General features: G+C 62.2%; 19 protein-coding genes. 15 read left to right on the top strand and 4 right to left on the bottom strand.

Features of this window, described 5'->3' with window-relative positions; all coding sequences use genetic code 11:
• Positions 1 to 5 precede the first annotated feature (5 nt).
• The 4 genes from LB519_RS17160 to LB519_RS17145 all read right to left on the bottom strand — a co-directional run bounded on the left by LB519_RS17160 (position 6) and on the right by LB519_RS17145 (position 5,875).
• Entirely contained in the window at positions 6 to 2,549 is a 2,544-nt protein-coding gene (locus LB519_RS17160) for an ATP-binding cassette domain-containing protein (RefSeq protein ID WP_224620670.1), read from the bottom strand.
• 116 nt (positions 2,550 to 2,665) lie between these two features.
• The gene (locus LB519_RS17155) at positions 2,666 to 3,685 is read right to left on the bottom strand and encodes a sugar ABC transporter substrate-binding protein (RefSeq protein ID WP_013530435.1); all 1,020 of its coding nucleotides are present in this window, start codon (positions 3,683 to 3,685) and stop codon (positions 2,666 to 2,668) included.
• Between the two features lie 158 nt (positions 3,686 to 3,843).
• Positions 3,844 to 4,782 carry a threonine/serine dehydratase gene (locus LB519_RS17150; protein ID WP_013530436.1) on the bottom strand — a complete coding sequence of 313 codons (939 nt, stop codon included), beginning with the start codon at positions 4,780 to 4,782 and terminating at the stop codon, positions 3,844 to 3,846.
• Positions 4,772 to 5,875, bottom strand: coding sequence for a succinylglutamate desuccinylase/aspartoacylase family protein (locus tag LB519_RS17145; protein ID WP_224620669.1), 1,104 nt, complete (start codon positions 5,873 to 5,875; stop codon positions 4,772 to 4,774). The genes LB519_RS17150 and LB519_RS17145 overlap by 11 nt, the downstream gene beginning before the upstream one ends.
• Positions 5,876 to 5,970: 95 nt before the next feature.
• On the opposite strand from LB519_RS17145, the gene LB519_RS17140 reads away from it, so the two are divergent.
• The 15 genes from LB519_RS17140 (at position 5,971) to LB519_RS17070 (ending at position 22,587) form a co-directional block, all read left to right on the top strand.
• Entirely contained in the window at positions 5,971 to 6,756 is a 786-nt protein-coding gene (locus LB519_RS17140; protein ID WP_024503981.1) for an IclR family transcriptional regulator, read from the top strand.
• 131 nt (positions 6,757 to 6,887) lie between these two features.
• Positions 6,888 to 7,637 carry a GntR family transcriptional regulator gene (locus LB519_RS17135; RefSeq protein WP_027160933.1) on the top strand — a complete coding sequence of 250 codons (750 nt, stop codon included), beginning with the start codon at positions 6,888 to 6,890 and terminating at the stop codon, positions 7,635 to 7,637.
• A gap of 68 nt (positions 7,638 to 7,705) precedes the next feature.
• Positions 7,706 to 9,238, top strand: a complete 1,533-nt coding sequence (locus LB519_RS17130; RefSeq protein WP_224620668.1) for a putative N-acetylmannosamine-6-phosphate 2-epimerase — start codon at positions 7,706 to 7,708, stop codon at positions 9,236 to 9,238.
• A gap of 82 nt (positions 9,239 to 9,320) precedes the next feature.
• On the top strand, positions 9,321 to 10,616 hold the full coding sequence (locus LB519_RS17125) for an ABC transporter substrate-binding protein (RefSeq protein WP_224620667.1): 1,296 nt from the start codon (positions 9,321 to 9,323) through the stop codon (positions 10,614 to 10,616).
• A 55-nt stretch (positions 10,617 to 10,671) separates the two neighbouring features.
• A complete protein-coding gene (locus LB519_RS17120) occupies positions 10,672 to 11,538 on the top strand; it encodes a carbohydrate ABC transporter permease (protein WP_224620666.1) in 867 nt (288 codons plus the stop codon).
• 2 nt (positions 11,539 to 11,540) lie between these two features.
• Entirely contained in the window at positions 11,541 to 12,362 is an 822-nt protein-coding gene (locus LB519_RS17115; protein WP_224620665.1) for a carbohydrate ABC transporter permease, read from the top strand.
• Between the two features lie 502 nt (positions 12,363 to 12,864).
• Positions 12,865 to 13,854: an ABC transporter substrate-binding protein gene (locus tag LB519_RS17110; RefSeq protein ID WP_013530444.1), complete on the top strand. Its 990-nt coding sequence runs from the start codon at positions 12,865 to 12,867 to the stop codon at positions 13,852 to 13,854.
• 148 nt (positions 13,855 to 14,002) lie between these two features.
• The gene (locus LB519_RS17105; RefSeq protein WP_024503974.1) at positions 14,003 to 14,869 is read left to right on the top strand and encodes an ABC transporter permease; all 867 of its coding nucleotides are present in this window, start codon (positions 14,003 to 14,005) and stop codon (positions 14,867 to 14,869) included.
• Between the two features lie 13 nt (positions 14,870 to 14,882).
• Positions 14,883 to 15,686, top strand: a complete 804-nt coding sequence (locus LB519_RS17100) for an ABC transporter ATP-binding protein (protein ID WP_013530446.1) — start codon at positions 14,883 to 14,885, stop codon at positions 15,684 to 15,686.
• Positions 15,687 to 15,781: 95 nt separating this feature from the next.
• Entirely contained in the window at positions 15,782 to 17,386 is a 1,605-nt protein-coding gene (locus LB519_RS17095; protein WP_224620664.1) for a GMC family oxidoreductase, read from the top strand.
• Positions 17,387 to 17,539: 153 nt separating this feature from the next.
• A complete protein-coding gene (locus LB519_RS17090) occupies positions 17,540 to 18,814 on the top strand; it encodes a flavin-containing monooxygenase (protein ID WP_224620663.1) in 1,275 nt (424 codons plus the stop codon).
• 56 nt (positions 18,815 to 18,870) lie between these two features.
• A complete protein-coding gene (locus LB519_RS17085; protein ID WP_063168704.1) occupies positions 18,871 to 19,287 on the top strand; it encodes a RidA family protein in 417 nt (138 codons plus the stop codon).
• A gap of 5 nt (positions 19,288 to 19,292) precedes the next feature.
• Positions 19,293 to 19,967 carry a DUF1028 domain-containing protein gene (locus LB519_RS17080; protein WP_013530450.1) on the top strand — a complete coding sequence of 225 codons (675 nt, stop codon included), beginning with the start codon at positions 19,293 to 19,295 and terminating at the stop codon, positions 19,965 to 19,967.
• 21 nt (positions 19,968 to 19,988) lie between these two features.
• Positions 19,989 to 21,479, top strand: coding sequence for an aldehyde dehydrogenase (locus LB519_RS17075; protein WP_224620662.1), 1,491 nt, complete (start codon positions 19,989 to 19,991; stop codon positions 21,477 to 21,479).
• A gap of 151 nt (positions 21,480 to 21,630) precedes the next feature.
• Positions 21,631 to 22,587, top strand: a complete 957-nt coding sequence (locus LB519_RS17070; RefSeq protein ID WP_013530452.1) for a LysR family transcriptional regulator — start codon at positions 21,631 to 21,633, stop codon at positions 22,585 to 22,587.

Here is a 22,587-nt window from a genome sequence, read left to right as displayed (position 1 = left end):
CCTCCTTACAGGCATGGTGCAAGGTTGGATGCTGGCCGGGGTGCGCAGGCTGGTGGTGTGATCGTGCGATCACCGAAGGCCAGCGTCATCACATCTTCTTCCGTCGCCCCACGCGCCAGCGTGCCGACAGAGTGGCCTTCGCGCATGACGACGATGCGGTCGGCAACGCCGAGGACCTCGGGCAACTCGCTCGACACCATGAGGATCGCCGCGCCCTCGGCCTTCAATCTTGCGATCAGGTGATGGAGTTCGGACTTTGCGCCGACGTCGACGCCGCGTGTCGGCTCGTCGAGCAGGATGATCTTCGGCTTGGTGGCAAGCCATTTGCCGATGACGACCTTCTGCTGATTGCCGCCCGAGAGTTCGATGGCCATCTTGTCGGGCTGGGCCGGCCGCACGCCGAGTGAGCCGATGAGATCGCGCGCGAGAGCCAGGATGTGGCGAGGTCTCAGCAGGCCGAAGTGACTGTTGTCGCGAATCCAGGCGAGGGACAGGTTATCCCTGATCGACATCGTGCCGACAAAGCCTTCCAGATGCCGGTCTTCCGGTATGTAGACGATGCCGGCGCGATTGGCGGTCTTGGTGTCGCCGCCGGTCTGCTGCCCGCCGAAAATTCTGAGGGTGCCGCCATGCATGGGATCGAGGCCGGCAATCAGCCTGAGCACTTCGGAGCGGCCGCTGCCCATCAGGCCGGCGAGCGCGACGATTTCGCCCCTGCACACGCTGAGCGTGGCCGACTTCAAGAGCTTGCCATCGGAAATGTTGCTGATCTCGACCGCGGTTTCGCCGACTTGCGCTTCGAGATAGGGGAAGATGTCGCCGACATCGCGCCCGACCATCATGGCGACGATCTCGGCCTCGCTGGTCTGGCTGGTCTGGCGCTCGCCGATGAAGCGTCCGTCACGCAGAACGACGACGCGGTCGCACTGGCTGAAGATCTCTTCCATCTTGTGCGAGATGTAGAGGATGCCGGCGCCGCGAGCTCTCAGCCTGTCGATCAGGTCGTAGAGCTGGTCGCGCTCGCGGTTGGAGAGCGCGCTGGTCGGCTCGTCCATGATGAAGAACCAGGCATCGGACAGAACGGCACGGGCAATTTCCACCATCTGCCGGTGCCCGACGGAAAGCGTTCGCAGCTCCGCGGCAATGTCGATATCGAGCGACAGCTCGTCCATGATGGCCTTCGCATCGCGCCGCATCCGGGCCCGGTCGAGAAATCCCAGGCGGGTGTGCGGTTCGCGGCCGATGAAGAGATTCTCCGCCACCGTCAGGTCCGGCGAAAGGCTGAAATGCTGATGGATGACGCTGATGCCCTTGGCATCGCTGGGGGAGTGGAACTGGACGGCGTTGCCGTCGATGACGATCTCACCCTCGTCCGGGCGATGCAGACCAGAAATGCACTTCACCAGCGTCGATTTCCCGGCCCCGTTCTCGCCGGCAAGTCCCACCACCTCGCCAGCCGAGACGGCAAAGCTGACACCGTCGAGTGCCTTGACGCCCGGAAAAGACTTGCCAAGCCCGCGCAAGGCGATGCTGTGTTTGCCGACCGGTGTTGCGGCGGTGTTGCGGGGCGACGGGGTGGACTTGCGGCCACCGGTCTTGAACAAGGCGGCGACACTCTCCGGCTGGCTGGTGAGAACGGCCACCAGAATGAGGCTCGCGGTCACGAAATAGATCAGGATCTGCGGCACCTGCAGGAAGGACAGGCCGGTGTTGATGACGCCCAGCAGCAGCGCCCCGATCGCCGTTCCCCAGATCGAGCCCTGGCCGCCGGAGAGTTTCGTGCCGCCGATGATCGCGGCTGTGATGGCTGTAAATTCAAGGCCGGTGCCGGCAAGCGGCTGTGCCGAACCAAGGCGGCCGATGGTGAGGATCGCGCCGAGCCCGGCTGTCGCACCGGCAATCACGTAGACGGAGATGCGCACGAGGTCGACGGGAACCAGAGAGGCCCGCGCCGCCCCCGCATTGCCGCCGATCGCATAGATCCAGCGCCCGTATACCGTTCGATTGAGCACGAACCACCAGAGGCTCAGGCAGATGGCGGCGATGATGACGGAGACCGGCAGCAGGCCGATTGTCTCGCGTCCGGCGAAAAGCAGGACCGGATCGGCGACCGCGATGCTGGATGCGCCGGAGAGACTGAGCGCCAGGCCGCGCGCGAACGCCATGGTGGCGAGCGTTGCGATGAAGGGAGAGATGCCGGCAAAGCCGATCAGCGCTCCATTGAGCAGACCTATCGCGGCACCGCCACCGATCGCGGCGAGAAGGCTCAGGCTCGCCGACCCGGTTGCCGTGTAGGCAAGACCCGCGGCGATGCCGGAACAGGCGAGATTGCTGCCGACGGAAATATCAATGCCGCGCGCGATGATCACGGCCGTCATGGCAAAAGAGATGAGGGCGATGACCGCACTCTGCTGCGCGATGCTGACAAGATTGCCGGTCGACAGAAAACGCGGATCGATCCAGCCGAAGACGGCGATGGCGACCAGCAGCACCGCGATGAGAACCGGTTCGTTGCGCCGTAGTAACGGAGAGGTCCAGGACTGGAACATGGGTCGGTCCTCTTATCGAGCATCATGCGCGGTCACCACGGAAGCGGCGACGGCGATCGTCAGGAAAAGGGGACGCCGGATGATACGTCATCCGGCGCTTGAGCCGCTTTAGGCTGTTACTTTGCCAGGGTCATGGCGGTCGCCGGAACCTTGGGACCGAGTTGCTCGGTATAGTTCTTGGCTTCCACCGCCTCCTTGTCGGTGTTGATGTATTCGAAGGTGAGGCCATCCGCCTTGAGCTTCGCCGCCGTCGCATCCGAGGTCACGAAATAGGTCGGCATGTAGAGATCCTGCGGCAGCTTTTCGCCGTTGGCCAGGCGAGCGGCAACGGCGATGTTCCAGTAGCCGACACGATAGGCGCCGGTCAGCACGTCCATCACCATCTTGCCGTCGTCGATCAGCGGCTTCATCTCGGCGTCGCCGTCATAGCCGCCGTAGAGCAGCTGGGTTCCCATCGAACTGGCAACGGAATCGGCTGCCAGGCAAAGGCTGTCGGAGATGCAGCCGATGGCCTTCAGGTCCGGATAGGTGGTGAGCCATGTCTGGGCGGCATTCGTTGCCTTGGCTGCGTCCCAGCCGGTCGGCTCGATGCCGACGACCTTGATGTCCGGAAACTCCTTTTTCAGGGTTTCGACAAAGCCTTTTTCGCGCGTGTCGGACACGAAGTTGCCACGCGAACCGACGAGCAGGGCGACTTCGCCCTTGCCGCCAAGCGACTTGCCGAGCGCGCGGGCAACCATCGACATGTTGTCGTAGTCCGGATAGAGCGTCGAATAGTTCGAGCCTGCCTCGACCTTGTTGCCCATGGTGATCACCGGAATGCCGGCGGCAGTGGCTTTCTGGATCACCGGAATGACCGCGTTCTTGTCGATCGGATCGATCAGGATCGCGCTGACGCCCTGATTGATGAAATTCTCGATGATGCTGACCTGTTTTTCCAGGCTACCCTCGGCGCTCTGCCAGGTGGATTTCACCCCATAGTCGGCGGCAGCCACGTCGCCGGCTTCCTTCATGCGGACAAAGAAGGAGTTCTGCAAGTCGATTGCCGCAAGTCCAAGAACCTTTTCCGCGGCAAGCGAGGGCGTTGCGATGGCGAGTGCAAGCAGAGCAATGGATGCTTTCAGGGAAATGCGCATGTTTCAGTTCTCCTCTTGTTGCGACAGGACGATTCTTCGCCTCTTTTTCATGTCCCGCACGACGACCGTCCCAGCGACAGGCATTCCGGCGGTATTCCGCGGCACTCGTGCCGTATCCATGTCGGGCCGCGTCTTGCGTGGACCGGCCTTTCTCGACCTCAGCCGTTCAGGCCTTCGACACCGGCGCCGCAGACAAGCCCGGCGATGCGGGCGCCGCGCGGTGGCTTGAAAGCTCCGCTCATCAACGCGGCCAGCGATGCCGCGCCGCTGAGGTCGGCGGCGATGCCGAATTCGAACCAGAGCAATTCAGCGGCTTTCTGCATGTCCGCATCCTCGACAAGGACGATGTCGTCGACGTGCTTGGCGACGATCTCGTAGATACTTTCGTCCGTGCGGCCGCAGGCCATGGTCGCCACCTTCGTCGTTATCTCGGGCAAGCGAACGACACGGCCGGCAGTCAGGGAGGCGTGAAGGGTCGGTGAACCGGTCGGCTCGACACCAACGATCCTGGCGTCGGGTTTGACGTGCTTCAGGACTTCGGACATGCCACTGATGAGGCCGCCTCCGCCGATCGCGACGATGTAGATGTCGGCATCGGGAATCTGGTCGACCATCTCCAGCGCCACGGTTCCCTGGCCGGACACGATCTGCGCATCGGCGAAGGGATGCATGTAGAAGGCGCCGCGCGCTTTTGCCTCGGCCAATGCAGCCTCATGCGCTTCATCCCAGACCTTGCCTTCGAAGCGAACGTCAGCGCCCCATTTGCGCAGCTTTTCCGCCTTCAGCGGGCTTGCATTGTTCGGCAGGTAGATGGTGGCGGGAGCGCCGGCCCGGGCAGCCACATAGGCGGTGGCCAGGCCGTGATTGCCGCCGGATGCGGCGACCAGTCCGTTTTCGATCCGGCCCGGCTCGAGCGTTTTCACCCGGTTCGTGGCGCCCCGGATCTTGAAGGAGCCGCTCACCTGGAGGCATTCGAGTTTCAAATAGACATCATTTTGGAGGTTCGCGCCCGTGGCATGGTCGAGCTTGACGACCGGGGTGCGCCGTATGAAGGGGGCAATGCGCCGGGCAGCCGCCATGATGTCTTCATGGCTCATCGGTCAGTGCCTCCGGATATTCGTTGGCCAGCACGAAACAGCAATTCCCCGGGCGCACGCGGCCGGGTTGACGCTTGGCGAAAACGATGCCGTCGATGGGGTGAAGGAGATCGATGGGCGCGCGCGACGGCGTGTGGAGGAAGTGAATGCGTCCGGCAAGGTCGCCTTTGCTGACGGCACTGCCGAGCGGGCTCAAGGGTTCGAAGACACCGTCCTCCTCGGAAAGCAGATAGCCTTCGCTTCCGGGCACTTTGAGCACGCGTGCGTTGGCGCCAGGGGCAATGTCAGGCGCACCCTTCAGGACGCCTGCATGTTTCAGCACATTGCGGATGCCCCTGCGGCAGATGGCCAACGCATCCGGACTGACAAGGCCGCCGCCGGCCATCTCGCTGCCGATGACGATCAGCCCCTGGTGATTGGCGGACGCGGTCGAGGTCCGGGTTTCACCGAGATTGTCGACCATGACAACGGTCGGCGCCCCGAAGGCGAGCGTCGCCTTGATGTTCTTGCGATGCCCCTGCGCGGTCGGGGAGGGCTCGATGATCGCGCTCGGCAGGATCATCAGGGACGAACCGCCGGAGTGGAGATCCAGGAAATAGTCGGCCTTCGGAAACAGGATGTCATGCACATAGGCCGCTATCTGGCTTGTCAGCGTGCCGTTGAAATCGCCTGGAAAACTGCGGTTGAAATTCAACCCGTCGACCGGGGAGGTGCGGGTGCCGGCCTCGACGGCCCGAATGTTGATGGCCGGAATCGCGATGATGCGACCGGCTATATCCCGTGGATCGATCTCGCGCAGAAGCTCGCCGAGCGCGATCGGCCCCTCATATTCGTCGCCGTGGTTGCCACCCTCGATCAGGACCGTCGGACCGTCTCCGTTCTTGATGACGGCCAGCGGAACGCGGACCGTGCCCCAGGCATCGTCGTGCGGCGATTGGGGCACATGGAAGAAGCCGATCTGCTTGCCCTCGCGATCGAAATCGACCGACGTGTAAACACTGTTGTTTCGGGGCGTGATGGTCGCGCGGACAGTGTTTGCTGGTCTCTGGACGGTCATCGGCTCGGCCTCGAAATTCATTGTCCCCGTCATCATGTCAGTTTTATATATGGTGTCAAGTTTGGATATAAAACCAATGGCAATTCCGATTTCTTGTCTCTATCGTGCGTGGACCACCGGGGATTCTTCGAATGGCAGATGACGCAAAAGAGAGTGGCAAACCGACCTATTCGGCCCCGGCGCTGACGAAGGGTCTGGATGTCCTGGAGCTGCTGGCGGAGGCGCGGGCGCCCTTGACGATGAAGGAGATCGCGGAAGGCCTCGGTCGTTCGAAGAATGAGATTTTCCGGATGCTGATCGCGCTCCAGGAGCGTCAATATATCGAGCGCAACGCCGAGACCGACGCCTATTCGTTGACCGACAAGCTTTTCAAGCTGGGGCTGCACACGCCGAGCGCTCAGGATCTCATGTCCGCCGCAATGCCCGAGCTGACGCGGATTGCCGGGGACTCAAATCAGTCGCCGCACCTGGTCGTCTTCAATCATGGCTTGACTGTCGTGACCGCGGCCGTTCCCGGCGGCGAGGACATGGCGTTCACGCTGCGCCTCGGCTACGGCCGCCTGGCCACCGACGCGACCTCCGGCCATGTGATCCTTGCCTTCCAGCCGCCAAAGGTCGCGACGCGGATGATCGACGAATGTGCGGCACATTCGCCGGCGCCGCTGGATCGAGAGGCGCTGGAAAAGCAGCTTCGTACCATCCGCGCGGACGGTTACTGGATGCGCGAGAGCCGTGATTTCGTCGGCATCACCGATATCTGCTGTCCGGTCATCGGACCGGACGGCAGCGCCGTCGCCTCCATTATCGTCGCCTATATCAATCGCCATACGCGTGAAAGCCGCCATGCCTTTACTCTGGAGGTCCTGCGTGCTGCCTGCGATCGCATCTCCATGAAGCTGTCACCGAAGGTTCGCTGAGGGGGTCGTGGTGCGCTGACGGCGCGGACGAGGCACCGCCCGCGGGACGTTTGCACCGGATTGATAATACCAGTATGGGTCCAGTCAGGAATGTTTTGATCCTGGGTGCTTCTCGCGCGGGAGGAAGAGCAATGACAACCGTGAACCTGATCGGGCTTGTCAGTCGGGAGATGGAAGCGACAGCCTCCGATGTGCCGCTTTACAGACGGTTGAAATCGGCGATCGAGGCAGCGATCCGCTCCAATGCGTTGAAGGCCGGCGCGGTTCTGCCGGGCGAGCGGGTTCTGGCGGAAGCCCTGTCGATCTCGCGTGTCACTGTGAGAAAAGCTCTGGCGTTGCTCGAAGAGGAAGGGCAGCTCAATCGCCGGCATGGTTCCAAAACCGAGATCGGGTCGCGGGTCGAAAAATCGCTTTCGACGCTGACGAGCTTTTCGGAGGACATTCTGGCGCGCGGCCTGAAGCCTGGATGCCTATGGCTTTCCAAACAGATAAGCCGTCCATCGCCAGCCGAAATGATGGCTTTGGGTATTGCCGCAAACACCAATGTAATCCGCATGCGCCGCGTGCGGACGGCCGATGGCGCGCCGATCGCCGTCGAGGTCTCGGCCGTGCCGGTTCGCTTCCTTCCTTCGCCCGAGATGGTTCAGGACTCCCTCTATGAAGCGCTAGATGCACGCGGCTTCCTGCCTCAGAGGGCAATCCAGCGCATGCGCTCGCGCGGCGCATCGCTGGAGGATGCAAGACACCTTCATTGCGAGATGGGCGCACCGCTGCTGATGACCGAGCGCCGCTGCTTTCTCGCCGACGGACAGATCGTGGAATACTGCGAGACACGCTACAAGGGAGACGTCTACGACTTCGTCTTCGAGCTGCAAAGATAATACCAGTTATGAACTGGTTGTAATCTGGTATTTTCCATTTATCGTGATGGCGACAGGGGAGTGCCGACGTGCAGCGGGAAGACATCGCCAACAGTCTCATCGTGTCCTGCCAGCCGGTTCCCGGCGGCCCGATGGACAGTGCGCAATTCGTGACGGGCTTTGCCAGGGCCGCTCTTGAAGCCGGAGCCAAGGCCCTGCGCATCGAATCCGTGCCCTATGTCGCGGCCGCCCGCCTGGCCGTCCGCGAGCCGATCATCGGTATCGTCAAGCGCGATCTGACCGACAGCCCCGTGCGCATCACGCCCTATCTGGCCGATGTCGAGGCGCTGGCCGAGGCGGGCGCCGATATCATCGCTTTCGATGCGACGGACCGTGTCCGTCCCGTTCCTGTCGAAGCGCTTGTGAAAGCCGTCAAGGCCAGGAACAAGCTGACCATGGCCGATTGCTCTTGCCTTGACGATGCGCGCCGGGCCCTTGCCGCGGGTGTCGATTTCGTCGGCACGACGCTTTCCGGCTATGTCGGCGGGCCGGAGCCGGAGGATCCGGACATTGCCCTCATCGCTCAAATGCGAACCCTGACCCCCTACGTCATCGCCGAAGGGCGTATCCGGTCGCCGGAGCAGGCGGCCGCCGCCGCGCGCGCCGGCGCCTGTGCCGTGGTTGTCGGATCGGCGATCACCCGTACCGAGCACGTCACCTCGTGGTTCCACCAGGCGATTTCCGAGGCCTATGCGGCAAGAGGCACGCAAACCGTGCTTGGCCCAACCGTGCTGGGCATCGACATCGGGGGAACCAAGACCATGGCCGCGCTGGTCAGCGGCGGCAAGGTGGTCGAGGACATGATCGTGCCTACCGCGCGAGAGGCTGGACCCGACGCTTGGCTGGCATCCCTTGCGCAAAGCACGTCAGCCTGGTCAAGCCGCTTCAGTCGTATCGGTATTGCGGTGACGGGGCTGGTGCACGATGGACGCTGGTCGGCGTTGAATCCGGCGACGCTTGGCATTCCCGACGGCTACCCGCTGGTCGAAAGGGCATCCGCTGTTTTCGGCAAGCCCGTCTGTGCGTTCAACGATGCCCAGGCAGCCGCCTGGGGCGAATACAAATTCGGCGCCGGGCAAGGTCGCGACATCGTCTTTCTGACCATCTCGACCGGAATTGGCGGCGGCATCGTTTGCAACGGCCGATTGCTGTCCGGTCTTGCCGGTCACTTCGGTCTGATCCGTGGTTTGTCTGCAGACCATGCCCCACTCGAAGACAGCACCTCCGGCCGCTGGATCGCTTCGCAGGCCCTCAAGGCCGGCTTCAAGGCCGATGCCGCCGATGTGTTCGGGCGTGCGCTGAAGGGCGAGGCCTGGGCCGACGCCATCGTCTCGCGGAGCGCCTCGCGGGTCGCGACGCTGTGCCGGGACATTCAGATGATGTTCGATCCGAAATCGATCGTCATCGGCGGCAGCATCGGTCTTGCCGATGGCTATCTCGACCGGGTGCGCGCGCATCTGGGCGAGGTTCCACCGCGCCTTTCCTCCAATCTCGTTGCGGCGAAGCTCGCGGGCCACGCCGGCGTCATCGGTGTTGCCGATCTTGCCGAATGGGCAAGGTAGCGGCGCCGCCGGTCATGCCATGCAAAAATCATCAAAAAAGAAGGGAACGATCATGAAATTGAGCAGGACGTCTTTTGCGCTTATGGCCACCCTCCTCGCGGGGACAGCTTTGCCGACCTTTGCCAACGCAACCGTGACCGTGCTCGGCTGGCCTGGCGGGTCCGAGGAAACCGCACTGCGGGCAACCGTGGAAACCTACAACAAGCAGGCAAGTGATGCCGACAAGGTGGAGCTGCTGTTCTTCAACCGCGAAGGCTTTTACGACAAGCTGCAGGCCGACATGGCGGCCGGATCCAACGCCTTCGACGTGAACCTCGTCGCCACCTACTCGCTCGGTCGCTACGCGCCCTATATGGAGCCGGTCGATCTTGGCGCGGATGCGGCCAAGGTTTTCGGCGAATCCGTTCTCAAGACGATGCAGTTCGACGGCAAGCAATACGGCGTGCCGACAGACCTTTCGCTGCACTTCATGTACTACCGCAAGGATCTCGTCGACGCCTTGAACAGGGATGACGCCGCCAAGAAGACCTATAGTGAAATCGCCCAGAAATATCTCGGCAAGCCGCTGCAGCCGAAGGACCCGGACAGCTGGACCTGGGACGACTGGGCGGCCACCGCCCTCTATTTCACCAAGCAGGTGAACCCGGACAGCCCGGTGCGCTACGGCACGGTCCTGCAGATGAAGAACCTGCTGTTCAACATGATGGTCTTCCAGTCCCTGCCGCGCTCCTACGGCGGCGACTGGATGGACAAGAACGGCAATGTCACGGTGGATTCCGATGCCTACAAGACCGGCCTCGAGCTCTACAAGAAACTCTATGATGCCGGGTCATCGCCCAAGGATTCGCTGAGCTACGAATATGCGGAAACCAACGCGGCCTTCGCATCCGGTCAGGCCGCGACGGCACTGCAGTGGAATGCCGCGGCGGCGGATCTGACCAGCACCGAAAAATCTCCGGCGGTCGCCGAGGTGACCGGGATCGTCGCGCCGCCGGCAGGTCCCGACGGACGCGCCGATCATATCCACGGCCTTGGTTTGGGCCTCAACAAGAACGCCAAGAACAAGGAAGGCGCCGTCAAGTTCCTGAAGTGGCTCGCCACCGAGGATGCGGCCTTGCTCTATGCACGCAGCGGCGGTTCGCCGGCATTGTCTCCCGATGTCGTCGCCAAGGTTGCGAAGGAACGTCCCGATCTCGTCAAGCTCGGCGAATTCGCCAGCAAGTACGGCTATGTCATGACCGGAGCGACGTCCGCGAGTGCGCTCCCGGTCTATGAGCTGCAGGCAAAGGAGTTTACCGGCTACTGGTCCGGCCAGCAGAGCCTCGAGGATGCGCTCGCCCACACCAAGGCGGGCATGCAGGACCTTCTCAAGAAATGAACCATTTGCCGGACGCCGGGTCGAGCTCGGCGTCCGGCGCGTTTGGCGGATCGACATGGCCCTTGTGACACGTGCCGAAGGCAGGATGTATCTGACGCCGCTGGTCGGCTTCCTGCTGCTGTTCCTCGGCTTTCCGGCGATCGTCAATCTGATCTATTCCATTTCGGCCGTCACATTCGAGACGCTGCGCAGTCCGGTGTTGAGCGGTTTCAGCAACTATGTCGCGGTGTTGAACGACCGCGAATTCTGGAGCTCGGCCTGGTTCTCTCTGCGATTCGGTATTCTTACCGCATCAGCGGAATGTCTGATCGGTCTTTTCCTTGCCATCTTCCTGGCACCGCTTCTGAGCAAGCGACCAGTCCTGATGGCGCCGTTGATGCTGCCGCTGATGGTCGCGCCGGCCATGGTCGGTCTCATGTACCGGCTGGTGCTGCATGAATTCGCGGGACCCGTCCCCTACTATCTCTTCCAATGGTTCGGTGACAGCCCGGCCTTCCTCGACATCAACAATGCCTTCCGCACCCTTGTCGTCGTGGAGACGCTGCAATGGACGCCTTTCGCCTTCCTGCTCTTCTACATGGCCTATTCGGCCATACCGCTCGACGTGCGCGAAGCCTCCTCGCTCGATGGCGCATCACCGTTTGAGATCGTCCGGTGGATCGACCTGCCATTGATGAAGCCGACGCTGGTCATCGCGTTTTTCATCCGTTTCATCGACGGTTTCCGGGTGTTCGACAATGTCTATGCATTGACCGGCAGTGGTGCAGGAGGTTCAACGACGTCCTTGTCGATCTACATCTACCAAGCCTTCTTCAAGGAAGGGGCTATTGGCAAGGCGGTCGCCGCCTCGGTTGTCCTGTTCATGGCGTCGTTCATCGTTCTCCACTGCCTTAACCGGCTTGCCGGCCGCAGGAAGCGTTGACGATGGCCGGGGCACTGCGCTGGATCGTTTTTGCCATCGCCGTGCTGGCGATGAATTTCCCCATTATCGTGACGCTGATCACATCGCTCAAAAGCCAGCGCGAGCTTTCGACGAACCCCGGTTTGTGGATCAGCCAGCCGACGCTCGACAACTATCTGGAGGTCCTGACGCAGACCAGCCGCTTCAACATCTATGCCTATCTGCTGAACAGCACCGTGGCGGCGCTGATCGGAACCGGCCTTGCGATCATGCTCGCGTTCCCGGCTGCCTATGCGATCGCGCGCAGCGAGGCGGGAAAGCGCTTGGTCCTGCCGATCGTCATCAATCTTCGCGCCGTGCCGCTGATCATCTTCGCGATCCCGCTTTACATGATGTACCAGTGGCTGGGCCTGCTCGATACGCGGATCGGGCTCGGGCTCATCCTGACCATCGTCAACGCGCCGCTTGCACTCGTCATCCTGGTAAACGCGATTTCAGATGTACCAGTCGAACTCGACGAGGCGGCGAAAGTCGATGGCGCAAATTCCTTGCAGGTGATGATGATGATCGTCCGGCCCGTCATCCGACCGGCGCTCGTCACAACCTCCATCTTCGGCTTCATCACCGCCTGGAACGAATTCCTCTTCGGCCTCATGCTGACAACCAGTCGTGCCGTGCCGATGACGGTCGGCGCATCCTTCTTCTTCGCCGCGAGCGGCGGTGGCGTAAAATGGGGAACCGCTTCCGCCGTCATGATGCTGGGCGCCTTGCCGCCGGCACTGCTGGGTCTTGTGATGTATCGGCAGATATCGGGATCCATGACCGCTGGGGCGGTCAAGGGCTAAAGCAAGAAGAAGTTCGTCTTTCCGACAAATTGGACAACCCAATCCGACAGCGCCAGCGCACTTGTCAGGCCAGGTGACTCGATTCCGAAAAGACGGATCAGCCGTCCGGACGGATCTGCCAGAATGTCGAAATCGCCGAACTGCAACCCGTTCGTTAGGCCGTAGCCCACAATAGCTCGACTCCAGTTCCCTCTCTCTCAGCCCCGGCCAATAGATGGCGCGTAAAATGGTGTGGCCTCGGGCTGGCCGAGAAAGGAAGAAATGGTGCAGCTTGCTGATGGCGAAATCGCGATGGCGCAGACGCAACGCAGTCTGGTTAGGTCTAGCCTAAGCCGAACTACTGAAAATCATAATTTGTGCAGCGCACCCAACGTGCTTTGCTCCGCCATCGGCTGAAAGAAAACAAGAAAAGAATGTCAGGCGACAGGCTTCGGCGATGCCTCCGGAGCGGGTTTCGTTCGGGCCGGGATAACGCCCGACTTCAGAAAAACAGGGGAACGTGATGACGACAATAATCTCGAAGTTTCGCCGGGCCGCGCTGGTGGCCGGCATTGCGCTCAGCGCCATATCGGTGAGCCTCCACGCCGAAGCTGGCAGCTTGAAACTGGGCATGACGACCTGGGTGGGGTACGGACCGCTCTTCCTTGCCCGTGACATGGGCTACTTCAAGGAAGGTGGGCTCGATGTCTCGCTTGAGATCATCGAGGAAGCATCGCTGTATATGGCGGCTGTTGCCGCCGGCGAGCTCGACGGCAGCGCCTCGACCGTCGACGAGATCATGAAGTATCGTTCGAAGGATGTTTGCTTCAAGTCGGTCTATGCGCTGGATGACAGCCATGGCGGCGATGGCGTGCTCGCGCCCAGCGGAGTCAAGAGCATCGCCGACCTCAAAGGCATGGACGTAGCGCTGAACGAGGGTTCAGTGTCGCAGTTCTGGTTCAATATCCTGCTCAAGCAGGCCGGTCTCACCCAGGCCGATGTGAAGATCACCAACATGACGGCAGACGATGCCGCCGCCGCCTTCATGGCCGACCGCATTCCCGTTGCCGTCACCTGGGAACCGCATCTGACGCTGGCCAAAAAGGAAAACAAGGGACAGGTGCTGATCGACTCCTCCAAGACACCCGGCTTGATCGTCGATGTGGTGGCGCTCAACTGCGACTACATCACGAAGAACCCCGGAGATGTCGAGGCGCTGGTGAAGGGCCTCTACAAGGCCAACGAGTTCATCAAGGAGAATCCTGAGAAGGCGTATGAGGTGATGGCCAAAGGCGTCGGCGGCTGGCTGAAGGATCCGAAGGACTTCGCTTCCTCGGCCGCTGGCGTGAACTTCTACGGTAAGCAGCGCAATGCCGAATTCTTCGCCGGTGGCGAGACTGGCGAAGCCGGCAAGCTGATCAAGCTGGGCGGCGATATCTGGGGCGGCTTCGGCAAGCTCAAAATGGACGTCAAGTATGACGACCTCGTCGATACGTCCTTCCTTGGGAAGTAGCTTGGCCTTGGAAAGTAGCTTGGCCTTGGAAGTAGCTTGGCCTTGCAAAGTAGCTTGGCCTGCGAAGTAATTTGACGTTGCAAAGTGATTTGGCTGAACCGGAGGCGGACCTCGCGCCTCCGGTCCAAGCGGCCCAAAAGGGTATCCCGTGACACTAGCACCGAACACGAGCTCTCTGGTCAGCAATGGCGTGACCGCGAGAGTTGAAGAAGGTCAGGCCGGTCGATCCGTCCTGAAAGTCATCGCCACACCGTTTCGGGCTGTGCCGCGCTCTCTCTCCATTACGCTCGGCTTCATGGTCTGGATCGCCGTCATCGGCGGCTGGTTCGCGCTGACCTATTCCGGAGCGGTCAAGGAAATGTTCCTGCCTCGCCCCGAATCCGTGTTGTCCACCACCATCAGCATGGCGCTTGACGGGTCGTTGTGGGAGCATGTTTTCGCCAGCGTCCAGGTGGTGTTGATCGGCTTCGTCCTTTCGAGCATCGTTGCGGTGCCGCTTGGATTGACGATGGGCACCTATCGCATCGTCCAGGCCGTTCTCGAACCGTTGGTCAATTTCATACGCTATCTGCCGGTGACGTCCTTCGTGCCGCTTTTCATCCTGTGGATCGGCATCGGCATCGAGCAGCGCGTTGCCGTCATCGTCTTCGGCGTCTTCTTCCAGCAGCTCGTCATGATCGCCGACAGCGCTCGCAGCGTCCAGCGCGACCTTGTCAACGCAGCCTATACGCTCGGCACGAAACGAGGCGACACGGTCTTCCACATCGTCTTTCCGGCCACGCTTCCGAGCGTGCTGGATGTGCTGCGCGTCACCATGGGCTGGGCCTGGACCTATCTCGTCGTGGCCGAACTCGTCGCCGCCCGCAGCGGACTTGGCTACATCTCGCTCAAAGCCATGCGCGGCTTTCAGGTCGACGTGATCTTCATGGCCATCGCCATGATCGGCATCCTTGGTCTTTGCACCGACCAATTGTTCCGGGGCATCCGCCGCCTCGTCGCTCCCTGGGCCAATTGAGGAACACGCACACATGGACGCCCTGAATCTTACGACGAAACCAAAGAGTTCCGACATAGGCATCGACAATGTGGTCCTGCGCTACGGCAAGGGTGACAATGCGGTGCTGGCGCTGGATGGCATTTCCTTTCACGTCGTGCCCAACGAATTCTGTGTGATCGTCGGCCCATCCGGCTGCGGCAAGTCGAGCCTGCTTTATCTCGTCGCCGGTCTTGAGGAGCGGACCGGCGGCATGATCGTAGTCGGCGGCAAGCCTGTTACCGAGCCGGGCCCGGATCGCGGCATGGTGTTTCAGGCATATACGCTGTTTCCCTGGCTTACGGTGGCGCAGAACGTCGAATATGGCCCGAAGCGGAAGGGCATTGCGCCGGCCGAGCGCAGGGTCATTGTCGAGCATTTTCTCCACGAGGTCGGTCTGGCAAAGTTCGCCAACCATTACCCGTCTCAGCTGTCGGGCGGCATGAAGCAGCGCGTTGCGATTGCGCGCGCGCTCGCCAATGATCCGGACGTGCTGCTGATGGATGAGCCTTTTGGAGCGCTCGACAGCCAAACCCGTCACAGCATGCAGAAGCTTTTGCTGAGGATCTGGGATCATTCCAAGAAGACGGTCCTATTCGTTACCCATGACATCGACGAAGCGATCCTGCTGGCGGACAGGGTGCTCGTCATGTCCGGCCGGCCCGGTCAGATCAAGAAGGAAATCCGCGTAGGCCTCCCGCGTCCACGCAGCATGGATCTGGTCATGGAGCCGAACTTCATCGCCATGAAGCGGGAGATCCTCGAGCTCCTGAAGAACGACGAAGACGACGAGCACTAATGCATGTCGCTCAAAAGTGACCTCGGTTTTGGGCAGACGACATGCATGAAACAGACATCGGCAGTCTTCGGTGTGGATGACGAAACGGGCAAGGCATGAGCATCGAGGCGGCGGAATTTGACTATATCGTCATTGGCGCGGGCTCGGCCGGCTGTGTCTTGGCAAACAGGCTGAGCGCAGACCCGGCAGTTCGTGTCTGCCTGATCGAGGCGGGCGGCAGCGACGACCGCACCAGGGTGCGCGTGCCGGCCGGCATTCTCTCGCTCTACGGCAATCCGAACTTCGACTACGGCTACAAGGGCGTGCCGCAGCCGCTGCTCAACAACCGCCGCATACCGGTCAACCGCGGCAAGGTTCTTGGCGGGTCGAGTTCGATCAACTCGATGGTCTATATTCGTGGCGCCGCGCAGGACTACGATGAATGGGCAGCGCTTGGCTGCGCCGGGTGGTCCTATGCCGATGTCCTGCCGGTCTTCAAGAAATTGGAGCGGAACTGCCTGTTGCAGAGCCCCGCCTATCATGGATTCGACGGCGAATTGCTGGTCGACAATCCGCGCGATCCCAACGTGGTATCCAGCCTGTGGGTTGAGGCGGGCAGAGGCGTAGGCCTGCCCGAGAACCGCGACTTCAATGCCGGTGGCCAACTCGGCCTCGGCATCTACAACGTCACCCAGAACAGAGGCGAGCGCTTCTCGGCCTACAGCGCCTTTGTCCGGCCGATTCTCGGCCGCTCGAATCTACGGATATTGTCAGGCGGCGAGGTTCTTGATCTGGCGATTGAGCGTGAGCGCGTCACCGGCGTCAACGTGATCAGGGAAGGCGCAACCCAACGGTTGGGGTGCCGAGCGGAGGTCGTCCTCAGCGCGGGTGCGATCGGATCGCCGCGCATTCTGCTTGCTTCCGGCGTCGGCCCGGCCGGGGAGCTGAAAGCAGCGGGGATTAAACCGGTCGCGAACCTGCCAGGCGTCGGTAAGAACTTGCGCGACCATGTCGATGGCATGATCACGGTGCGATCGAACAGCCGCAAGACGCTCGGCCTTTCACTTGCCAATCTTCCGGCGATGCTGGCGGCGCCGTTCCAGTATTTCGCCCGGCGCAAAGGCATGCTGACGACCAACTATGTCGAAGCCGGCGGCTTTGCCAGGACGAAGTATGCCGGGAGCATACCCGACATTCAGTTCCACTTCGTGCCGGGCTATCGCAGCCATCGCGGTCGGCTCGTCGAATATGGCCACGGCTATGCCGTGCACACCTGTGTGTTGAGACCCGGGAGCGTCGGCGAAATCACGCTTCAACGCGACGGCACCCGCCGCAATATGCTCATAGACCATCGCTTCTTCAGTGACGAACAGGATGCCCTGACCCTCGTCGAGGGCATAAAGGTCGCGCGTTCGATCCTGGCTTCGCCGGTTTTCGGCGGCATCCGCGGACCGGAAATCCTGCCTGGGCCCGACGTGAACACCGATGACGAGATTCTCGCCTATCTGCGTGCCGAGGCTCTTACCGTCTATCATCCGGTTGGCACGGCCAGGATGGGCAACGACGCCATGGCGGTGGTTGATCCCGCCGGTCTTAAGGTGCGCGGTTTCGACAATCTGCGCGTCGCTGATGCCTCCGTCATGCCGACATTGATCGGTGGCAACACCAATGCGCCATCCATGATGATTGGCGAAAAGGCGGCTATGGCAATACTGGCGTAACCGTCTGCGCGCGGCCAATTCAGCATTTAGGAACAAGCTAACCACTGCCACATGAAATCGTAATTTTCGCTGCCCGGTCCCTCCAGTAAACCAACGATCAGACCTCCGCCGCATGCGCAGAAACTCTCGGGGAGAGCCAGAAAGGGCCGCTGAATGCCAGTCGAAACAGTAGACACGCTTGTTGTTGGCGGCGGCCAGGCGGGGCTGGCGATGAGCGAGCATCTGAGCAACTGCGGCGTGCCCCATCTCGTCCTAGAGCGGGACCGCATCGCCGAACGCTGGCGTAGCGAAAGATGGGACTCGCTGGTCGCCAATGGTCCCGCCTGGCATGACCGTTTTCCCGGCATGGAATTTCCCAATGCCGGTCCGGATGCCTTTATCGGCAAGGAGAAGGTCGCCGACTATTTTGTCGCTTACGCCGACATGATCGCTGCCCCCATCCGCTGCGGCGTGGAGGTCAGGAAAGTGGAAAGGCTTGTCGGCCGTCCCGGCTTCCGGATCGAAACCTCGGATGGCGTGATCGAAGCCAGGAGCGTGGTTGCCGCCACCGGCGCTTTCCAGCATCCGGTCATCCCGGCCGTCGTTCCCGGGGACGCCGGACCTATGCAGATACATTCCAGCGCCTATCGCAATCCCGGCCAACTGCCCGCAGGCGCGGTGCTGGTGGTCGGCTCCGGGTCTTCGGGGGTGCAGATCGCCGACGAACTCCAGCGTGCGGGACGGCGGGTTTATCTCTCGGTCGGGCCGCACGATCGGCCGCCGCGGGCCTATCGCGAACGTGACTTCTGCTGGTGGCTGGGGGTTTTGGGCAAGTGGGACGCGCCGGCGCCGGCGCCCGGCACCGAACATGTCACCATCGCGGTCAGCGGCGCGCGTGGCGGCCAGACGATCGACTTCCGGCGCCTTGCCGCGCAAGGGATGACGCTGGTTGGCCGGACCGAATCCTACAGGCACGGTGTGATGACCTTCGCACCCGATCTGGCCAAGAATATCGCGCGCGGCGATGCGAATTACATGTCGGTTCTGGACGAGGCAGATGCCTATGTCGCCCGCAACGGCCTCGACCTTCCCCCAGAGCCCGAGGCCCGCAAGATCGGCCCGGACCCGCGATGCATGACCGATCCCATTCTCGAGCTGAACCTGTCGGAAGCCGGGATAGGTTCGATCATCTGGGCGACGGGATTCACCGTCGACTACAACTGGCTGAAGGTCGATGTGTTCGACGAAAGGGGCAAGCCGAAGCACCAGCGCGGTGTGTCGACCGAGCCCGGCATCTATTTCCTTGGACTGCCTTGGCAATCGCGCAGGGGGTCGAGCTTCATCTGGGGCGTCTGGCACGACGCGCAGCATGTGGCCGACCATATTTCCACGCAGCGCAAATACCTGGCCTACCATGCGTCCGCGAAGCGCGAGACCAAGGTGGCATAGACACGGCACCTCAAACGGGATGCCCCGACCTCGAGCCTGATCCGACGGAGACCAAGATGGCGCATACAAGAATTCGAAAGTTCAACACCAAGGACACTTATCCCGAGCAGAAGCTCGACAATGATCTGTGCCAGGCGGTCGTTACGCGGGGCGGCAGGACCGTCTATCTGCGCGGCCAGTGTCCGCAGGACCTCGACACGGCCAAGAACATCGACAGCCATGATCCGGTCGAGCAGACGCACAAGGTCATGCAGAACATCCGCCAGCTGATCGAGGAGTGCGGCGGCACCATGGAACACCTGGTCAAGGTGGTGGTCTACATCACCGATGTGCGCCATCGTGAGGCGGTCTACCGTACCATGGGCGCGTATATCAGAGGCGTGCATCCCGTCTCGACCGGCCTTGTCGTGCAGGCCCTGGCGCGGCCGGACTGGCTGGTCGAGATCGACGGCACCGCCGTCATTCCGGACTGATTGCGATGACCTTTTCCATTGTCGCGCGGTGCGGCCGCACCGGCATGTTCGGGGTCGCGGTGTCCTCCTCGTCGCCTGCTGTTGCGGCGCGCTGCGCCTATGCGCAGGCGGGCGCCGGGGCCATTGCCAGCCAGAACGTCACCGATCCTACGCTTGGACTGCGCGGTCTCGAATTGCTGGCGCGCGGCGCGTCCGCGGCGGAGGCGATTGCCATATTGAAGCGCACCGGTGCCTATCCCGAATACCGGCAGGTGCTGGCTGTCGACGCCGCTGGAGCGACCGCGATCCATTCGGGTCCCAAAGCTCTTGGCATCTGGGCGGAGGCGCGAGCTGACAATGTCGCCTGCGGCGGCAACATGCTGGCCCATGATGGCGTGCCGCAAGCGATGGTCGAGGCCTTCCTGGCGTCGGAGGGGCATCTCGGCGACCGCCTCATCGCGACTATGCGCGCGGCGCTGACAGCCGGCGGCGAGGCTGGCCCTGTCCATTCCGCCGGCATGAAGCTGGTGCGTGAGGTGGCGTGGCCGGTCGCCGACCTGCGCTGCGACTGGACCGACGATTGTCCTATCGAGCAACTGGCGGCGCTGTGGCAACTCTACAAGCCACAGCTCGATGCCTATGTGACCCGCGCGATCAACCCATCCGATGCGCCGAGCTACGGCGTGCCGGGCGACGAATAGTCAAGACAGGGGTCACCTGCGATGAGTGAACTCAGCCACAAGGACTGGATCGGCAAGGCGTCCGCGATCCGTTTTCGTGACAAGGCGTTCATCGACGGCAAGACGGTCGCTGCGCGTTCGGGCCGGACCTTTGCCAGCGTCAATCCGGCAACCGGCGAGGTGCTGGCCGAAGTGGCGTCCTGCGGCGAGGAAGACATCGATCTGGCGGTTGCCGCCGCTAGGCGCAGCTTCAACGCCGGCGTCTGGTCGCGCACCAGCCCGGCGCACCGCAAGGAGGTGTTGCTGCGGCTGGCGCAGCTGCTGCGCGACAACCTGCATGAACTGGCCCTGCTTGAATCGCTGGACATGGGCAAACTGGTCAGGGATGCGGCCTCGGTCGACGTCCCCGGTTCGGCGGCGATCTTCCAATGGTATGGCGAGGCCATCGACAAGATCTATGGCGAGGTGGCGCCGACCGGCGAAGGCGATCTGGTGCTGGTGCGGCGCGAGCCGCTTGGCGTGGTCGGCGCGGTGGTGCCGTGGAACTTCCCGCTCGACATGGCAACCTGGAAATGCGCACCGGCGCTGGCGGCGGGCAATTCGGTGGTGCTGAAACCCGCCGAACAGTCGCCTCTGTCGGCCCTGCTCCTGGCGGAGCTGGCGATGGAGGCGGGCCTGCCTGCCGGCGTGCTCAATGTCGTGCCCGGCCTTGGCGAAACCGCCGGCCAGGCGCTTGGCCGCCATATGGATGTGGATTGCCTCGCCTTCACCGGTTCGACCGCGGTGGGCAAGATGTTCCTGCAATATTCCGGGCAGTCGAACATGAAGCAGGTCTGGCTGGAGACCGGCGGCAAGAGCCCCAACCTCGTCTTTGCCGACTGCGGGGATCTCGATGTGGTGGCCGATATGGCGGCCTTCGGCATCTTCTTCAACCAGGGCGAGGTCTGTTCCGCCAATTCACGCCTGCTCGTCCAGCGCGGCATCAAGGATGCCCTGGTGGAGAAACTGGTGCAGCGTGCGGCGGCCACGCAGCCCGGCGATCCGCTCGATCCGACTTCGAAAATGGGCGCGATGGTCGATAGTCGCCACGCCGCCAACGTCATGCGCTTCGTCGAGGCCGGTAAAAAGACCGCGCGCCTGGTCGCGGGCGGCGACCTGGTCACGGTCAATGGGCGCGGCAGCTTTGTCCAGCCCACCATTTTCGATGATGTCGCGCCTGCCGATCCGATTGCCCGCGACGAGATCTTCGGGCCGGTGCTTTCGGTCATTGCCTTCGACGACGAGGCCGACGCGATCCGCATCGCTAATGACAGCCCCTACGGGCTCGCCGCATCGCTGTGGACCGACAGCCTGTCGCGCGCGCACCGCATCGCCGGGCGGCTGCAGGCCGGCACGGTTTCCGTCAACAAGGTCGACGCTCTGAGCCCGATGACGCCGTTCGGTGGTTTCAAGCAATCCGGCTTCGGCCGCGACCTGTCGCTGCATGCGCTCGACAAGTACACCGCGTTCAAAACGACATGGATCAAATATTGATGGGCGCCTAGAGCGCATCGCGATCGAACGGATTCAAGCGATGCGCTTTAGGCCTTTGCTCCATGCATGTCGTTTGCGCAAAACCGGGGCCACTTTTGCGCGACATGCATTAGGCTTGATCGAAGCCCTCAAACCGGCAACATAGCCAGCCATGCCGCTACGCTTCACGCTCAGACAGCTGGAATATTTCGTTGCCGTGGGCGAAGCCGGCTCCATCGCCAAGGCGGCCGAGCAGGTCAATGTGTCGCCGCCATCGATTTCGGCCTCGATCGCGCAGTTGGAAACCGAGTTCGGTGTCCAGCTTTTTGTCCGCAAGCATTCGCACGGCCTCTCGCTCACCGCCGGTGGCCGCATCTTCCTCAAGGAAGCCGCCCGGCTGCTCAACGATGCCGATGCCTTGCATGACGTCGCCGGCGATTTTGCCGAGAAGGTGCGCGGCCCGCTGGCGGTGGGATGCCTGCTGACCTTTGCGCAGATCGTGCTGCCGGCGCTGCGCATGCGGTTCGAGCGCGCTTATCCCGATGTGCGCGTGCGCCAGTTCGAGCGCAATCAGGGGCAATTGCTTGAGATGCTGCAGCGCGGTGAAATCGACCTTGCCCTGACCTACGATCTCGAACTGTCGCAGGATATGACCTTCGAGCCGCTGATGTTGGTGCCGGCCTATGTCATGCTGCCGGCGGGCCATCGTTTCGCGACCAAGGCGTCGATCACGACGGAGGAACTGGCCGACGAGCCGATGGTGCTGCTCGACCTGCCGTACAGCCGCGAATATTTCCTGTCGGCATTCCACCAGCGAGGGATCCGGCCCAATATTGCCGAGCGCACCGGCGACATTGCGGTCATGCGCTCCATGGTGGCCAACGGCTTCGGCTACGGCATCGCCAACATGCGGCCGCTCAACACGCTGGCGCCGGACGGCAAGCCGCTCGTCTTCGTGCCGTTGGACGGTGACCTGCGGCCGCTGACCATGGGCGTCGCCTTGCCCAATTCCGAACATCGTACGCAATCCGCCCAGGCGTTCATCGACCACTGCCGGCATTTTGTCGTCGAGCAAGGTGTGTTCGGCGCCGAGCGGGCCGTCGGCCAGGCAGCGCTTCCGCAGAAGTAG

This window comes from Mesorhizobium sp. AD1-1 (assembly GCF_020164655.1).
Lineage (GTDB): Bacteria > Pseudomonadota > Alphaproteobacteria > Rhizobiales > Rhizobiaceae > Mesorhizobium > Mesorhizobium ciceri.
The sequence above is the reverse complement of the archived record's forward strand: the minus strand, read 5'-3'. Positions and strand labels throughout refer to the sequence as shown.

What these genes read in the sequence shown, in the direction of transcription:
- LB519_RS17160 (WP_224620670.1), bottom strand. Translation starts at nt 2,549, where the DNA reads ATGTTCCAGTCCTGGACCTCTCCGTTACTACGGCGCAACGAACCGGTT.
- LB519_RS17155 (WP_013530435.1), bottom strand. Translation starts at nt 3,685, where the DNA reads ATGCGCATTTCCCTGAAAGCATCCATTGCTCTGCTTGCACTCGCCATC.
- LB519_RS17150 (WP_013530436.1), bottom strand. Translation starts at nt 4,782, where the DNA reads ATGAGCCATGAAGACATCATGGCGGCTGCCCGGCGCATTGCCCCCTTC.
- LB519_RS17145 (WP_224620669.1), bottom strand. Translation starts at nt 5,875, where the DNA reads ATGATGACGGGGACAATGAATTTCGAGGCCGAGCCGATGACCGTCCAG.
- LB519_RS17140 (WP_024503981.1), top strand. Translation starts at nt 5,971, where the DNA reads ATGGCAGATGACGCAAAAGAGAGTGGCAAACCGACCTATTCGGCCCCG.
- LB519_RS17135 (WP_027160933.1), top strand. Translation starts at nt 6,888, where the DNA reads ATGACAACCGTGAACCTGATCGGGCTTGTCAGTCGGGAGATGGAAGCG.
- LB519_RS17125 (WP_224620667.1), top strand. Translation starts at nt 9,321, where the DNA reads ATGGCCACCCTCCTCGCGGGGACAGCTTTGCCGACCTTTGCCAACGCA.
- LB519_RS17120 (WP_224620666.1), top strand. Translation starts at nt 10,672, where the DNA reads ATGGCCCTTGTGACACGTGCCGAAGGCAGGATGTATCTGACGCCGCTG.
- LB519_RS17115 (WP_224620665.1), top strand. Translation starts at nt 11,541, where the DNA reads ATGGCCGGGGCACTGCGCTGGATCGTTTTTGCCATCGCCGTGCTGGCG.
- LB519_RS17110 (WP_013530444.1), top strand. Translation starts at nt 12,865, where the DNA reads ATGACGACAATAATCTCGAAGTTTCGCCGGGCCGCGCTGGTGGCCGGC.
- LB519_RS17100 (WP_013530446.1), top strand. Translation starts at nt 14,883, where the DNA reads ATGGACGCCCTGAATCTTACGACGAAACCAAAGAGTTCCGACATAGGC.
- LB519_RS17095 (WP_224620664.1), top strand. Translation starts at nt 15,782, where the DNA reads ATGAGCATCGAGGCGGCGGAATTTGACTATATCGTCATTGGCGCGGGC.
- LB519_RS17090 (WP_224620663.1), top strand. Translation starts at nt 17,540, where the DNA reads ATGCCAGTCGAAACAGTAGACACGCTTGTTGTTGGCGGCGGCCAGGCG.
- LB519_RS17085 (WP_063168704.1), top strand. Translation starts at nt 18,871, where the DNA reads ATGGCGCATACAAGAATTCGAAAGTTCAACACCAAGGACACTTATCCC.
- LB519_RS17080 (WP_013530450.1), top strand. Translation starts at nt 19,293, where the DNA reads ATGACCTTTTCCATTGTCGCGCGGTGCGGCCGCACCGGCATGTTCGGG.
- LB519_RS17075 (WP_224620662.1), top strand. Translation starts at nt 19,989, where the DNA reads ATGAGTGAACTCAGCCACAAGGACTGGATCGGCAAGGCGTCCGCGATC.
- LB519_RS17070 (WP_013530452.1), top strand. Translation starts at nt 21,631, where the DNA reads ATGCCGCTACGCTTCACGCTCAGACAGCTGGAATATTTCGTTGCCGTG.